General features: G+C 72.8%; 10 protein-coding genes. All 10 read left to right on the top strand.

Annotated features, from left to right (window positions below; translation table 11 throughout):
- Positions 1-12: 12 nt before the first annotated feature.
- The 10 genes from ABZZ04_RS28960 to ABZZ04_RS28915 all read left to right on the top strand — a co-directional run bounded on the left by ABZZ04_RS28960 (position 13) and on the right by ABZZ04_RS28915 (position 15,473).
- The gene (locus tag ABZZ04_RS28960) at positions 13-3,006 is read left to right on the top strand and encodes an amino acid adenylation domain-containing protein (protein WP_356935171.1); all 2,994 of its coding nucleotides are present in this window, start codon (positions 13-15) and stop codon (positions 3,004-3,006) included.
- A 43-nt stretch (positions 3,007-3,049) separates the two neighbouring features.
- Positions 3,050-3,751 carry an alpha/beta fold hydrolase gene (locus ABZZ04_RS28955; protein WP_356935161.1) on the top strand — a complete coding sequence of 234 codons (702 nt, stop codon included), beginning with the start codon at positions 3,050-3,052 and terminating at the stop codon, positions 3,749-3,751.
- A gap of 47 nt (positions 3,752-3,798) precedes the next feature.
- A complete protein-coding gene (locus ABZZ04_RS28950) occupies positions 3,799-4,623 on the top strand; it encodes a mycofactocin-coupled SDR family oxidoreductase (protein ID WP_356935160.1) in 825 nt (274 codons plus the stop codon).
- Between the two features lie 30 nt (positions 4,624-4,653).
- Positions 4,654-7,695, top strand: a complete 3,042-nt coding sequence (locus ABZZ04_RS28945) for an amino acid adenylation domain-containing protein (protein ID WP_356935159.1) — start codon at positions 4,654-4,656, stop codon at positions 7,693-7,695.
- A 51-nt stretch (positions 7,696-7,746) separates the two neighbouring features.
- Positions 7,747-9,522: a non-ribosomal peptide synthetase gene (locus ABZZ04_RS28940; RefSeq protein ID WP_356935158.1), complete on the top strand. Its 1,776-nt coding sequence runs from the start codon at positions 7,747-7,749 to the stop codon at positions 9,520-9,522.
- On the top strand, positions 9,519-10,721 hold the full coding sequence (locus ABZZ04_RS28935; RefSeq protein WP_356935157.1) for an FAD-dependent oxidoreductase: 1,203 nt from the start codon (positions 9,519-9,521) through the stop codon (positions 10,719-10,721). The genes ABZZ04_RS28940 and ABZZ04_RS28935 overlap by 4 nt, the downstream gene beginning before the upstream one ends.
- A gap of 328 nt (positions 10,722-11,049) precedes the next feature.
- Positions 11,050-11,892 carry an alpha/beta hydrolase gene (locus tag ABZZ04_RS28930; RefSeq protein WP_356935156.1) on the top strand — a complete coding sequence of 281 codons (843 nt, stop codon included), beginning with the start codon at positions 11,050-11,052 and terminating at the stop codon, positions 11,890-11,892.
- Complete coding sequence (locus tag ABZZ04_RS28925; RefSeq protein ID WP_356935155.1) at positions 11,889-12,890, top strand: hypothetical protein; 1,002 nt, start codon at positions 11,889-11,891, stop codon at positions 12,888-12,890. Before ABZZ04_RS28930 ends, ABZZ04_RS28925 begins: the two co-directional genes overlap by 4 nt.
- A 29-nt stretch (positions 12,891-12,919) precedes the next feature.
- The gene (locus ABZZ04_RS28920; RefSeq protein WP_356935154.1) at positions 12,920-13,642 is read left to right on the top strand and encodes a DsbA family protein; all 723 of its coding nucleotides are present in this window, start codon (positions 12,920-12,922) and stop codon (positions 13,640-13,642) included.
- Positions 13,643-13,730: 88 nt separating this feature from the next.
- On the top strand, positions 13,731-15,473 hold the full coding sequence (locus tag ABZZ04_RS28915) for an NAD(P)/FAD-dependent oxidoreductase (protein ID WP_356935153.1): 1,743 nt from the start codon (positions 13,731-13,733) through the stop codon (positions 15,471-15,473).
- Positions 15,474-15,476 lie beyond the last annotated feature (3 nt).

Below are 15,476 nucleotides of genomic sequence, written 5' to 3'. Positions count from 1 at the left end.
TTCGAGCAGTTGGTGCATGCGTTGCAGCCGTCGCGTTCGATGGCGCGTCATCCGTTGTTCCAGGTGATGATCGTGTTGCAGAACAATGCGGTGGCGTCGTTGGATCTTCCGGGTCTGGTGGCGCGTCCGGTGGACGGTGGGGGTGGTGCCTCGAAGTTCGATCTGGGGTTCAACTTCGTCGAGCGCACGGATCTCGACGGTGCTCCGGCGGGCATCGAGGTCACCGTCGAGTACAGCTGCGACCTCTTCGACGAGGACACCGTCCAGCACATCGGGGAACGCCTCGTCCGGTTCCTCACCGCAGGCACCGCCGACCCGCTGACCCCGATCGGCCGGATCGACCTCCTCGACCGGGCCGAGCGCGAACAGCTGCTGACCGGGTGGAACGACACGGACCGGGTGCTGGAGCTGCCGGCGGTGCCGGCCGGTGGTCCGGAGGCGGAGACCATCGCGGGGCTGTTCGCCGCGCAGGTGGCGAGGACGCCGGAGCTGCCCGCGCTGGTGGCCGAGGACGGGTGCCTCAGCTACGCGGAGCTCGACGAGCGCTCGGCGAGGCTGGCGGCGCTGCTGGTGGCCCGCGGGGTCCGGCGGGGCGACACCGTCGCCGTGGCCGTCCCGCGCTCGGCCGCACTGACCGTCGCGCTCCTGGCCGCGATCAGGGCGGGCGCCGCGTACCTGCCGATCGAGCTGGACTACCCGGCCGAGCGGATCGCCTACATGCTGGCCGACGCCGATCCGGCCGTCGTGCTCACCACGGGCGAGGCCCGCGGCGGCCTTCCCGAGGGCGCCGAGGACACCATCAGGGAACTGATCGTGCTCGACGACCCGGCCACCGAGGAGGAGTCCGCGACCCTGCCGGCCGCCGGACTGCCGGGCCCGCTGCCCGACTCCCCGGCCTACCTGATCTACACCTCCGGCTCGACCGGCCGCCCCAAGGGCGTCGTCGTCCCGCACCGGGGCATCGTGAACCGGCTGCTGTGGATGCAGGACACCTACCGGATCGGCCCGGACGACCGGGTGCTCCAGAAGACCCCCTCCGGCTTCGACGTGTCGGTCTGGGAGCTCTTCTGGCCGCTGGTGACCGGAGCGGTGCAGGTCTCCGCCAGGCCCGGCGGACACCGGGACCCGGCCTACCTGGCCCGGCTGATCCAGGAGGAGGGGATCACCACCGCGCACTTCGTGCCGTCCATGCTGGAGGTGTTCCTCGCCGAGCCCGGGGCCGCCCGGTGCACCGGACTGCGCCGCGTGGTGTGCAGCGGCGAGGCACTGCCGTCCGGCCTGCGCACCCGCTTCCGGGCGCTGCTGCCGGCCGAACTGCACAACCTCTACGGGCCGACCGAGGCGTCGGTGGACGTCACCGCGTGGGACTGCGCCGCGGACGGCGCCGGCGCGGTGGTCCCGATCGGCCGGCCGGTGTGGAACACCAGGACCTATGTGCTGGACGCCGCGCTCCGCCCGGCCCCGGTCGGAAGCAGCGGCGAACTGTACCTGGGCGGTGTGCAGTTGGCGCACGGCTACCTGGGCCGGGCCGACCTGACCGCGCAGCGGTTCGTGGCCGACCCGTACGGTCCGGCCGGCTCCCGGCTCTACCGCACCGGCGACCTGGCCCGGATCACCCGGGACGGCGTCCTGGAGTTCCTGGGCCGCACCGACGACCAGGTGAAGATCCGGGGCCAGCGCGTCGAGCTGGGGGAGATCGAGCACGCGCTCGCCCAGCACGCCCTGGTGGGCAGCGCGATCGTGACCGTCCACAGGACGCCCGCCGGTGACGCCCAGCTCGCCGCCTACGTCACGGCCGCCGACCCGGAACGGCTCCCGGACCCGGTGGAGCTGCGCGACCACCTGGCCACCGTGCTGCCCGGCCACATGGTGCCCGCCCACTGCACGACGATCGACGCCGTGCCCGTCACCCCCAACGGAAAGGTCGACAAGAAGGCGCTGCCCGAGCCGCAGCTGCTGGAACGCGCGCCGGGCCGCGCCCCGCGCGACGCGACCGAGACGGCGCTCTGCGAGGTCTTCGCCGAACTGCTCGGCCACGACACGGTCGCCATCGACGACAACTTCTTCGAGCTCGGCGGACACTCCCTGCTCGCCACCCGGCTCATCAGCATGGTCCGGGACCGGCTGGGCGCCGAGATGTCGGTGGTGTCGATCTTCGAGGCACCGACGGTCGCGGCCCTGGCGGTCCGCCTCGCCGAGACCGACGGGGCGGGACCGCTGAGCCGGCTGCTGCCGCTGCGTTCCGGCGGCACCGGGGCACCGCTGTTCTGCGTGCACCCGCTCGGCGGGCTCAGCTGGCCCTACGCCGGTCTCGCGGAGCACCTGCCCGCGGAGGTCGGACTGTACGGCCTCCAGGCGGCCGGCCTGGGCGAGGACGAGCCGCTGCCGGAGACCGTCGAGGAGATGGCGGCCGACTACGTGGCCCACATCCGCACCGTCCAGCCCGAAGGCCCCTACCGGCTGCTCGGCTGGTCGCTCGGCGGCCGGGTCGCGCACGCCATGGCCGGACAGCTGGAGGCCGCCGGCCAGGAGGTCGAACTGCTCGCCCTGCTGGACGCCTACCCGCGCACGGAGGCGGAGCCGAGCGCCTCGTTCTCCGAGCAGGACTTCCTGGCAGGCATCCTGGCGGCGATCGGCATGGAGGCCGCCGAGCTCGACGGACCGGTGGAGTTCGACCGGGTGATGGCCGCGATGCGGTCCTCCGGCAAGGAACTCGCCGGGCTGACGGAGCAGCAACTGCGGCGCCTGCAGAAGGTGATGGCCAACAGCTTCCGGGTCGAGTCCGGTTCGGTCACCGGACGCTGCCGGGCGGACGCGGTGATGTTCGCGGCGACGGTCGACCCCGCGGGCGAGCCGGGCGACTGGCTGCACCACCTCGACGGCGGGCTGGAGGTCCACAACGTCGCCGTCGCCCACAACGACCTGATGCGGCCGCAGCCGCTCGCCGAGATGGGGGCGGTGCTGGCGAAGAAGCTGGCCCGGACCGCCCGTGAAGACCGTGCGTGACGCCCCGGTGGCGCTCGCCCCACAGCAGACAGAGGGATTGAACATGGCAAAAACAATGGTTCTCTGCGTTCCGTTCGCCGGCGCGGGTGCCTCGGTCTTCCGGCCCTGGGTGCCCCTGTGCGAGGACCGCTTCGAGCTCGCGGCCATCCAGCTGCCGGGCCGCGAGCAGCGCTTCGCCGAGGACCCCTACCAGGACGTGGCGGTGGCGGTCGAGGGCCTGATGCCCGAGGTGCTGGAGCGGGTGGCCGACGCGGGCCCGGTCGTCCTCTTCGGGCACAGCCTCGGCGCGGTGCTGTCCTACGAGATCGCCCACCGGCTGGCCGCCACCGACGGGGTGGACCTGGCCGCGCTGGTGGTCAGCGGCTCGCCCGGCCCGTGGACCCGCCGGGAGAACGGCGCGAGCGGCCTGGCCGACGACGAGTTCCTGGAGCGGGTCAAGGAGTTCGCGGGCTACCGGCACGAGGCGCTGGAGGACCCGGAGATGCGCGAACTGCTGCTGCCCTCGCTGCGGGCCGACGTCGAGATGCACGAGAGCTACGTGCCCCTGTCGGACACCCCGCTGCCCGCGCCGATCGTCTCGGTGCGCGGCACCACCGACACCCTGGTGACCACCGAACAGGCCATGGAGTGGGGCAAGGCCACCAGCCGGGAATTCGACTTCGTCGAGGTCGAGGGCGGTCACATGTACCTGGTCGACAACGCCGAGGGCCTGATCCGGGTGCTCGCGGACGTCTGCCCCGGATGAGCGGCACGGGCGAGTCCGCCGACCGCACCCAACTGTAAGGAGTCCTGGTGCGCCTGCAAGGAAAGACCGTCATCGTGACGGGAGCCGCGCGCGGGGTCGGCCGTGCCTGTGCGCTCGCGTTCAGCCGGGAGGGCGCCGACCTGGCGCTGCTCGACGTGAGCGACGACATCGACGGCGTCCCCTACCCGCTCGGCACCACGAGCCAGCTCGCGCACACCGCGGAGCTGTGCCGTGAACAGGGAGCCGCCGTCATCACGGCGCAGGCCGACATCCGCGACCTCGCCGCCCTGCGCACGGCCGTGGACCGGACGTGCGAGCGGTTCGGCCGCGTCGACGTGCTCGTCAACAACGCGGGCATCGTGGGGCCCTCGGGGAAGCCGGCCCACGAGATCACCGAGGACGAGTGGCAGGTGATGATCGACATCAACCTGTCCGGCGCCTGGCGGATGACCTCCGTGGTGGGCCCCCTGCTGCTCGCGCAGCGGTCCGGCAGCATCATCAACGTGGCCTCCACCGCCGGTCTGGTCGGCTACCGCAGCTTCGCCGGATACACCGCGTCCAAGCACGGACTGATCGGCCTGACCAAGGCGACCGCGCTCGACTACGCGCCGCTGAAGGTACGGGTCAACGCGCTGTGCCCCGGCTCGATCCGGGACGACAGCCGGGTCGAGGGGCGGATGCTCTCCGAGATCGCGAGGTCGCTCGACCTCCCGGTCGCCGAGCACGAGGAGACCTTCCTCCAGTCCCAGCCGATGAACTCGCTGATCGAGCCGGAGGACGTGGCCGGGGCCGCCCTCTGGCTGGCCTCGGACGAGTCCAGGCAGGTGACCGGGTCCGTGCTCACCGTCGACGGTGGCTTCACCATCCGGTGAGGCACCGCAACCATGCCAAGGGAAGCAGTCGTGTCGATCTCTGAACAGGACGCCGTCGCAGCTCTCACGCCGGCGCGGCGCACCGTCGTCCATGCCCGTGACCGGGTCCGGGAGAGCAGCCGGGAGGCCCCCGGCGCGGTGTGCCACGCGCTGTGCGTACGGTTCACCGACACCGTGCGCGCGGACGCGCGGGACGGGCTGGCCAAGCGGTTCGCCGACCTGGCCGCCGGCCTGGCCGCCACCGTGCCGGTCTTCCGCCGGACCGCCCGGCTGTGGCCGCAGGCGGTGCCGTGCCGCTCCGACGCCCCCGACGCCAAGCGGTGGCGGGAGCGGGAACTCGCCCGGCCGCTGGTCGCGCACCGGGACGCGGCGGTCCGCGCGGTGCTGCTGACCTACGCCGACGAGGTGAGCGAACTCGTCGTGGTCGCGCACCGCGGCGCGCTGGGCGCCACCGCGCTGCACGACTTCACCGCCGAACTGCTGGGGCAGGCCCCCGCCGGCGGTGCCGTGCCGCGTCCCGACGGGCGGCGCCCCGGCACCGCCCCGGCCGCCGGACTCGCCGACGGCCACTTCGACGTCCAGCTGGACTGGGGGCTCGGCCGCCCGCAGGGGCCGGACACGACGGCGACCCGGCTGCTGACGCTGCCCGACGACCACCCGGCGGGCGACACCGGGAGCTGGACGACGGCACTGGGCATCGTCCTCGCCCGCTACGAGGGCCTCACCCGGCCCGTCCTCGCGGCGCTGGCCACCGACCCCTCGGACGGACACGCCGTCGAGGGAGTCGCGCTGGTCCCCGTGGAGGCCGATCCGGCGACCACCCTCGCCGCCGCGGACCGGCAGGTCCGCGCGGCCCTGGCGGACGGCCCGGCCTGGTACACCGACGACCTCCGCCGGGAACTGGCGGACACGGTCGGCGAGAGCGAACCCGTCGTCGGGCTCGTCGTCCACGACCACCGCCCGGCCGGCCTCCCCGGCACGGCCCCGGTCGCCCATCGGCCGTTCCAGCGGGCCCCGTTCCCGGTGACGCTCTCGGTGACCCACGACGCCGGTGAGCGGCTGCTGCGCTGCGACTTCCCGGCCCGCAGGATGCACGACGACATCGCCGACCAGTTGCTGCGGCACGTGCGCCGGGTGCACCGGGCGCTCGTCGAGTCGCCGGACACCCCCGTCGCGGACGTGGAACTGCTCGACGAGGACGAACTGCGCGAGGTGGCGGCACTCGGCCGCCGCACCCCGGCCCCCTCGTTCGAGCCAGAGCGGATCGACCGGACGATCGCCGCCCTCGCGGCATCCCGCCCGGACGCCGTCGCGGTCTCCTGCGACGGCACCCGGATCGGTTACGGCGAACTCGACCACCGGGCCGACCTGCTCGCCCACGCCCTCCGCGGGATCGGTGTGGCCGACGGCGACCGCGTCGGGGTGTGCCTGGAACGGTCCGCCGAACTCATCGTCACCCTGCTGGCCGTGCTCAAGGCGGGCGCCACCTACGTGCCGATGGACCCCGCCTACCCGCAGGAACGGCTGTCCTACACCACCGGGGACGCCGGACTCACCACGGTCGTCACCGACCACGCGGAGTTCCCCGGCGGCGACGGCGTGCGCGTGATCGGCACGGCGGAGCTCGCGGAACTGGCCCCCGGGACGTGCGACGGACCGCCGGCCTCGGCGACCGGCCCGCAGGACCCGGCGTACGTCATCTACACCTCCGGTTCGACCGGCCGCCCCAAGGGCGTCGTCGTCCCGCACGTGAACGTGCTCAGCCTGATGGCCGCCACCACCGAGGACTTCGGCCTCGGCACGGACGACACCTGGACGCTGTTCCACTCCAGCGCCTTCGACTTCTCGGTGTGGGAGATCTGGGGCTGCCTGCTCACCGGCGGCCACCTGGTCGTCGTGCCCTACTGGGTGTCGCGCTCGCCGGAGGAGTTCCACCGGCTGCTGGTCCAGGAGCGGGTCTCGGTGCTCAGCCAGACCCCGTCGGCCTTCGCCCACCTGCTGGACGTCGAGCGGGACGGCGGCGAACCCGTCCCCGTACGCCTGGTGGTCTTCGGCGGCGAGGGGCTCGAACCGCGCATGCTCCTGCCCTGGTTCGACCGGCACCCGGAGACCGCCTGCCGGGTGGTCAACATGTACGGCATCACCGAGACGACCGTGCACGTGACCGCGCAGACGGTCACCCGCGCCGAGGCGCTCGCCGGATCGAAGTCGGTCGGGCACGCCCTGCCCGGCTGGTGGGTGCGGGTCGCCGACCCCGAGGGCAGGCCACTGCCGGTCGGCGTCGCCGGAGAGATCCACGTCGGCGGGGCCGGGGTCGCCGCGCACTACCTGAACAAGCCCGAACTCACCGAGCAGCGCTTCCGCGTCGACCGGCTCACCGGGGAGCGGCTGTACCGCAGCGGCGACAAGGGCCGGCTGCTGCCCGACGGCCGGCTGGAACACCTCGGCCGGCTGGACAACCAGGTCAAGCTGCGCGGCTTCCGCATCGAGCTGGACGAGATCCGCGCGGTCCTGCAGGACGACCCGCTGGTCGCCTCGGCCGCCGTCGTGCTCAACCGGACCGACCCCGAGGACCCGGCGACCGCCCAGCTCGACGCGTTCGTGGTGCTGGAGGAGGGCGACGACACCGCCGCCGTACGGCAGCGCGCCGCCAAGTACCTGCCCGAGTACATGGTGCCGACGACGGTCACCGCGCTCGACCGGATGCCGCTCACCACCAACGGCAAGCTCGACGCCCGCAAGCTCCCCGCGCCCGCCCCCGCGGCACGGCCCGAACCGCGCGTCGCGGCCCCCGCCCCCGTGAAGGCGGAGCCGGAGGGCGCGGCCACTGCCGGGAGCACCGCCGGGGAGGCACCGCAGGACACGTTCGAGGCGGCCCTGCTGGAGATCTGGCAGGAGGTGCTCGGCGTCCCCGTCGGACCGGACGACAACTTCTTCGACCTCGGCGGCAACTCGCTGCTGGCCATGCGCGTCGGCGCGGCCCTGCGCCGACGCGGCGGCGCCACGGTCTCCATGCGCGACCTGTACATGTTCCCGACGATCCGTCAGCTGGCCGCCGTCCGCGCGGGGTGAACCGCACACCCGCGAGCACGAGGCGTCCCGTTCCGAAAGATGGAAGACACGATGGCTGAAACGCTCCTGCCCGATCTCTTTCAGCTGCAGGTGGCGCGCACCCCGCACGCCACCGCCGTCCGCTCCGGCGGGCAGGAGCTGAGCTACACCGAACTGAACACCCGGGCGAACCGGCTGGCGCACCACCTGATCGCCCGCGGCATCGGCCCGGAACACCTGGTCGGGGTGCGGCTGCCCCGGTCGGCCGACCTGGTCGTGGCGCTGCTCGGCGTCCTCAAGTCCGGCGCCGCCTACGTCCCCATGGACAGCGAATTCCCCGCGGAGCGGGTCGCGTTCATCGTCGAGGACACCGGACTGTCCCTGATGCTGGGGGAGAGCGCCGCACCCGCCATGCCCGGCGGCGCCCCGGAGACGGTGACGATCGCGGCGGCACTCGACGCGGCCGAGGCGGTCGGCCTCCCGGACCACGACCCGACGACGGCCGACCGGACCGCGCCGCTCACCGCCGCCAACCTGGCCTACGTCATCTACACCTCCGGATCCACCGGCCGCCCCAAGGGCGTCACCGTGCAGCACGACACCCTCATGCGCTACCTGGACTTCGCCTGCGCGGCGTACCCGGGACTGGCCGACGGGGCGCTGCTGCACTCCCCGGTGGCCTTCGACCTCACCGTCACCACCCTGTACGGGCCGCTGCTCCTGGGCGGCGGCCTGCGGGTCGCGGCGCTGGACCGCGAACCGGACGCGGACACGACCGCCGACCGGCCGGGCTTCGTCAAGGCGACCCCGGCGCACCTGCCGCTGCTGACCGCGCTGCCGGGTTCCCTCTCGCCCGCCCGGGAACTGGTGGTGGGCGGCGAGATGCTGATCGGCGACGTCGTCGAGCAGTGGCGCAGCACCCACCCCGGCGCCGCGGTGATCAACGAGTACGGTCCCACGGAGGCGACCGTCGGCTGCTGCACGTTCCGGATCGGGCCGGACGACGAGATCGCCCCGGGCGCCACCCCCATCGGCGTACCGACCCCGGGCACCACCCTGTACGTGCTGGACGAGCGGCTCGAACCCGTGGGCTCCGGGACGGCCGGCGAGCTGTACATCGCCGGTGACCAGGTCGCGCGCGGCTACCTCAACCGGCCCGGCCTCACCGCGGAACGGTTCGTGGCCGACCCCTTCGGCGGCGGCCGGATGTACCGCACCGGCGACGTGGCCAGGAAGCGCCCCGACGGCGTGCTTGAGTACCTGGGACGCACCGACGACCAGGTGAAGATCAGCGGCTACCGGATCGAGCTCGGCGAGGTCAACTCGGTGGTCGGCGCGCAGCCGGGGGTGCGCCGGGCCGCCGTCGTCGCGCGCGAGGACCGGGCCGGCGACCGGTACCTGGCCGGTTACGTCGTGCCCGAGGACGGGGCGACCGTGATCCCGGCCGAACTGCGCGCCGCCCTCTCGGAGACGCTCCCCGCCTACATGGTGCCCGCGCGGATCATGGTGCTCGACGCACTCCCGCTGACCACGAACGGGAAGCTCGACCAGGCCGCGCTCCCCGAACCGCCGGTGGCGGAGCAGGCGCCGGGCGCCGAGCCGGGGACCGTGGCCGAGAAGGAGATGTGCGCCCTGTTCGCCGAGACCCTCGACGTGCCCGCGGTCTACCTCGACGACGACTTCTTCGGCCGGGGCGGCAACAGCCTGCGGGCCGTCCGCCTCGCGGGCCGGGCCCGCAGGGCGGGCTGGAGCTTCGGCCTGCGCGACGTGCTGGAGCTGCGCACCCCGCGCGCCCTGGCCGCCGAGCCCCGGGACACCGGGGCCACCACCGACGGAGCGGCCTCATGAGCGTGGACCGCGTGGTGATCGTCGGCGCCTCGGTCGCCGGCACCCGGGTCGCGACGGGCCTGCGGGAAGCCGGGTACACCGGGTCGATCACGTTCGTCGACCCGGACCCCGACGCACCCTACGACCGGCCCCCGCTGTCCAAGCAGATCCTCTCCGGCGACTGGACCCCCGACCGCGCGTCGCTGGGGGACTTCGCCCGGTGGGACGCGGACCGGCACGTCGCCGCAGCCGTCGCCCTGGACCCGGAGCGCCGCCTGCTGCGGCTGGACTCCGGCGCCGAACTCCCCTACGACAGGCTGGTGCTGGCCTGCGGCGCCGCCCCGCGCACCCTGCCCGGCATGCCGCGCCCGGGGGTGCACGTGCTGCGCACCCTGGCCGACTCCCACCGGCTGCGGGCCGACCTGGACCGCATCGCGGACGGGCGCCTGGTGATCGTCGGCGGCGGCTTCATCGGCGCGGAGGTGGCCTCCACCGCCCGCGCGCGGGGCATCGACGTGACCCTCGTCGAGACGCAGCCCGCACCGCTGTCCGGGCTGCTCGGCGAGGAGGTGGCCGCCGAACTGGCCCAACTGCACACGGACAACGGCGTGCGGCTGCGGTGCGGTGTCGCGGTGGCCGGGCTGCCCGGCGAGCGGGAGGTGACGGGGGTGGCGCTCACCGACGGCTCCGTGCTGCCCGCGGACGCCGTCGTCGTGGGCATCGGTGTGCGCCCCGCGACGGACTGGCTGGCCGGCTCGGGCATCCCGCTGGACGAGGACGGCGGTGTGTTGTGCGACGAGCACTGCGCCGTGGACGCCGACCGCACGGTGTACGCGATCGGCGACGTGGCCCGGTGCCGTGACCCGCTCCGGGACTGGCACCTGCGCGTCGAGCACTGGACCGACGCGGTGGAACAGGCGGACGTCGCCGTGCACAACATCCTCGAACCGGTGCCGAGGGCCCACCGGCCCGAGTTCTTCGTCTGGTCCGACCAGTACGGCGGCAAGGTCACACTGCTCGGCCGCCCGGACCCCGGCTGCGAGGTCACCGTGGTGCGTGCCGAGGGCCCGCGCCGGCGGTTCGCCGTCGCCTACCACCACGGCTCCCGGCTGTCCGCCGCACTGACGGTGAACTGGCCGAAGGCCCTGATGGCGGCCCGGCGTTCGCTGGGTGCGGCGGACGGTGGCGAAGACGTCGTCGCCGCCTGGAAAATTCTGTAATCGCAGCTTGCTGAAAGGGACCTGTCGGCCCACCACGGTCTCCGGCACGATCGGATCAGCGCCGACGACAGCCGGAGACTGAATCGCACGACCAGTCACCCGCCGATCGCCTCCGGTGCTGGATCCGTGCCTCTTCGCAGGAGGTGCGCCCACATCCTCCCGATGCGGGCGCGTCGCTTCCGAATGCGTGAACCAGCCGCAGGCGAAAGGCCGTTCGGCCGCAAAGCAAGGTTGTCAACGTCTGCGGGCGAACGCCGGGTCCTGAATCCCGCGCCGGCAGCTTCCTCGATTCCCCGTGTGCTTCCCATTCCCTCGGAAGGGCTTTCCGGTGTTCCGAAACAGCGATGTCGAGCCGCTCGTGCTCCGACGGCGAGGCGTACCCGCGCAAGCGGGCCACCGCGCACTGCTGTTGCACGGCCTCGGCAGCAGCGAGAGCTGCTGGGACCCCTTCATCGCGCACCGGCCCCCGGGACTCGACCTGTGGACGGCCGGTCTGCCGTGGCGGGCCGGCGGCCCGTACGCGGTGCCCGAGCGGGAGGAGAAGCACTGGATCGGGGAAGCGATCGCCCGGGTCCCGGGGGACATCGACGTGGTGGTCGCGCACTCCTACGCGACGCTCCTGCTGCTCACGCTGCTCGCCGACACGGCGGCCGGGGGCAAGGACCCGCGCGAGGAGTTCGGCATCCGCGCCGTGCTGCTGGTGTCGCCGTTCTTCCGGCGCAGCCCCGGGGAGTTCACCTGGGCCGAGCTGCCGGGGACGCTCGACGCGATGCGGCGCAGCGCGGAGGAGAACATCCAGCTGATGTCCCGCAGCGGCCTGGACCCCGACGTGCGGGCCGGCATGGCCGACCTGGCGTGCACCAGGCTCGGCCCCCACTGGGCGGTCCGGTACCTCGACGCCTACCTGCGCACCCCCTTCCTGGCCGTCGACCGGGTCGATCTGCCCGTGCACATCGTCGTCGGCGGCCACGACACGATCGCGCCGCCGGCCGAGAGCGAGGCCCTGGCCGGCGAGCTCGGCCACGTCTCGGTCGAACGGATCGAAGACTGCGGGCACTCACCGATGGCCGAGAGGCCGGAGCGGTTCTCGCTCGCTGTCCAGCAATTCCTCGCCACCCTGCCCGCCGGTCACACCCGGCGGCGGTCAACTGAGTACGGGAGCACACGATGACCACCCTGTCCGACGTCGCGCTCAAGAAGCTGCTGAACGAACCGAGCTCGGTGACTCTCCGCCCGCCCTACGAGGGCGGCAACATCAACACCGCCATCGGCTTCAAGTGCGTCAACTACCTTCTCGAGGCCGCCGTCCTCGACCACTTCCGCGCCGTCGACCTGGGCGCCACCGAGCTGTTCCTGGTGCACGGCGTCAACTTCGACGTGGTGCAGCTCGACACCCGTCTGCACACGGTGCTCATGCTCGACGACGACGTGCTGCTGGAAGTCACGCCGAAGACGAAGGACACCGACGCCGCGATGGTCTTCGCGGTGACCGCGACCGTCCAGCGCGACGGTGCGCCGAAGAAGGCCGTCAGCTCCAAGATCCGGGTCCTGCTGCGCCGTGACACCAACGTCGACGGCCCGGCCCCGCTGCCCGCGGAGCTGGAGCGCTTCGTCGTCGACCGGATCGCCACCGCGGAGCCCACCGCGCTGACCGCCACCGCCACCGACGACTTCGCCGGTGCCGTCCACCGCGGTGAGAACACCGACACCGACCCGGTCCTGGCCGAGATCATCGGCGACGAGAACGCGGTCGGCTGGAAGTGGAAGGTTCCGTACTACTACTGCCACTTCACCGAGCGCATGCAGATGTCGGGCTACCTGCGCCAGATGGAGGAGGCGAAGCACCTCTTCGTCGCCTCGCGCGGCATCAGCATCAAGCGGATGCTCGACGAGCGCGGCTGGATCCCCGTCGTGACGCAGTGCAAGCTGCAGTTCACCGACGAGACGGTCATGGAGGAGAACCTCTACACCGTCTACACCGTGGAGTCCGTCTTCAAGGACATGCTCTACACCTCCCGCGTCGACTTCTACGTCGTGCGGGACGGCGCGCTCGTCCAGACCGCCACCGGCTCGATCACCCACGGCTACTGCCACAAGGAGTCGCCGGAGGCCGAGTGGCAGATGACCGTCTTCGACGACGAGGTCCTGCGCGCCCTGCGCGGCGAGTGACCCACGACGACCACAGTCCCGGAGGACCGATGGCCAAGCCCAAGCGCCGGCCGCGCTGGTACTTCTCCCTGCGCAGCCCGTATTCCTGGTTCGCCTACCGCGACCTGATGAACTCCCACCCCGAGGTGCTCGACAGCATCGACTGGCTGCCGTTCTGGGAGCCGGACGAGGAGACCTCGAAGCTGCTGGCGGAGGAGGGGGTCACCCTTCCGATCGTCGCCATGAGCAGGGCGAAGAACTTCTACATCCTGCAGGACACGCGCAGGCTCGCCACGGACCGCGGCCTGGCGGAGATCACCTGGCCCATCGACCGTGAGCCGTGCTGGGAGGTGGCCCACCTCGCGTGGATCGCCGCCGAGGACGAGGGCCGCGGCAAGGACTTCGTGGCCGCCGCGTACCGCGCCCGCTGGCAGGAGGGCAAGAACATCTCCGAGCCCGAGGTGATCGCGCAGATCGCGACCGAGCTCGGCCTGGACGCCCAGCGCCTGTCCACCGCCACCCAGGACGCGGAACTGCGCAAGCGGGGTGCGGCCCTGCTCGCCGAGTCGGCCCACGACGGCCTGTTCGGTGTGCCGTTCTTCATCAACGGCAGGGACAAGTACTGGGGACTGGACCGGGTGGCCCCCTTCGTCCGCGCCGTGCTCGGTACCGAGCAGGTCGCCGCTCCGGCCGTCGAGGCGCCGGACCCCGCCACCCACGCGGACCTGCTGCCGCTCGGCGGCGACCAGGGTCACGCCGGCGGCTGCGGCTGAGACCGGCCGGTGGCCGCGGCACGGAACGCGGCCACCGGCCCCGCCCAACAACCGAACGAACACTGCGGCAAGCGACGAGGAGACCACTGTGGACAGCAACCCCGACGGCACCGGGCACGGCGCCGTGCGACGCCCGGCCGGCGGCAGCCACTGGGACGCCGTAGTGGTCGGCGCCGGGCTGGGCGGACTGACCACCGCCGCCTACCTGGCCACCGCGGGCCACCGGGTCCTGGTACTGGAACAGTTCTCGGTGGTGGGCGGCAACAGCCACGTCTTCCGCAGGCGCCGCAGCTACGAGTTCGACGTCGGCGTCCACTACCTCGGCGACTGCGCGCCTGGCGGTGTCATCCCGTCCGTCCTGGGCGGGGTCGGGCTCGGCGACCGGATCGACTTCCTGGAGATGGACCAGAACGGGTTCGACCTGATCCGGGTCCCCGGGGTGTCGGTGGACATGCCGGCCGGCTGGTCGGAGTACCAGCGCCGGCTGATCGCCGCCATGCCGGGCGAGGCCGAGGGCCTGCGTACCTTCACCGACATCTGCGCGGCCGTCGGCGACGAGCAGCGCACCGCCCTGTTCGAGGCCCACCGGTGGTCCCCGCAGGACATCGCGGACAGCACCGTCTCCGTACGGGAGTGGGGCAGGCGGACCCTGGACGACCTGTTCAACCACTGCGGGTTGTCGCCGCAGGCCCGTACCGTGCTCGCGGCACAGGCCCCGAACTACGGGCTGACCCCGCGTCAGGCCACCGTCGCACGGCACACCAGCGTCACCGACCACTACCTGCGCGGGGCCTACTACCCGGCCGGTGGCGGTCAGACGCTCGCGGCCGGCCTGGTCGAGGTCATCGAGGCGCACGGCGGCCAGATCCGGACCCGCAGCCGGGTGCGGCGCATCCTGGTGGAGGACCGCAAGGTCACCGGCGTCGGCCTGGACGGCGGGGAGACGATCACCACCGACCTGGTGGTGTCCAACGCGGACTACCGCCGCACGGTGCTCGACCTGGTCGGCGCCGAGCACTTCTCGAAGCCGCTCGCGAACCGCACCAGGAACGCACGGATGGGCATGCCGTGGCTGGTGCTCTACCTCGGTCTCGACATCGATCTCAGGGACCGGCCGAACGCCAACCTGTGGTGGTACGACACCGACGACATCGACGGCTACTTCGACCGGGCGCGCGCCGGTGACGTCGATGAAGTGCCCTTCCTCTTCTGCTCGTTCGCCTCGCTCAAGGACCCGGGCAACAGCACCCTGTGCCCGCCCGGCCACGCCAACCTCCAGGTCATGACGCTGTGCCCGCCCGACTACGAGTGGTGGGGCGTCGGCGACGGACCGGAGGGCGGCGGCTCCTACCGGCGCAACGCGCAGTACCTGCGCCGCAAGCAGGAGCTGACCGAGGCCACCCTGCGTGCCGCGGAGAAGGCCATCGGCCCGCTGCGCGAGCACATCACCCACTTGGAGGCGGCGACCCCGCTGACCCATGAGCGGTACACCCTGTCGTCCGGCGGTACCCCGTTCGGCATGGCGGAGTGGGGCGGAACCGCCCGTCCCGGCACGGCGACCCACATCGCCGGGCTGCATGTGGTCGGCGCCAGTACGCAGGCGGGCAACGGTGTCGCGGGCGTCATGCTCGGCGGCATCTCGTGCGCCTCCCAGATTCTCGACCAGCCGCTGCTGGCCCGTGCCCGTGAGGGAGCGGTGTTCGGAGACCCGGACCTGCTTCCCGACCGGCCGGACGACTGGGACCCGAGGGAGATCTGCCGGGGGCTTTCCCGGCGGACGCGCTCGGGCGCCCCGGCAGCGGCCCGGGACCTGGCCGGCACGTCCGGCTGACAA

Origin of the sequence: Streptomyces sp. NPDC006435 (assembly GCF_040612315.1) — a bacterium.
Lineage (GTDB): Bacteria > Actinomycetota > Actinomycetes > Streptomycetales > Streptomycetaceae > Streptomyces.
The sequence above is the reverse complement of the archived record's forward strand: the minus strand, read 5'-3'. Positions and strand labels throughout refer to the sequence as shown.

Coding starts and splice junctions, on each gene's coding strand:
- ABZZ04_RS28935 (WP_356935157.1), top strand. CDS start 9,519: ATGAGCGTGGACCGCGTGGTGATCGTCGGCGCCTCGGTCGCCGGCACC.
- ABZZ04_RS28940 (WP_356935158.1), top strand. CDS start 7,747: ATGGCTGAAACGCTCCTGCCCGATCTCTTTCAGCTGCAGGTGGCGCGC.
- ABZZ04_RS28955 (WP_356935161.1), top strand. CDS start 3,050: ATGGCAAAAACAATGGTTCTCTGCGTTCCGTTCGCCGGCGCGGGTGCC.
- ABZZ04_RS28920 (WP_356935154.1), top strand. CDS start 12,920: ATGGCCAAGCCCAAGCGCCGGCCGCGCTGGTACTTCTCCCTGCGCAGC.
- ABZZ04_RS28925 (WP_356935155.1), top strand. CDS start 11,889: ATGACCACCCTGTCCGACGTCGCGCTCAAGAAGCTGCTGAACGAACCG.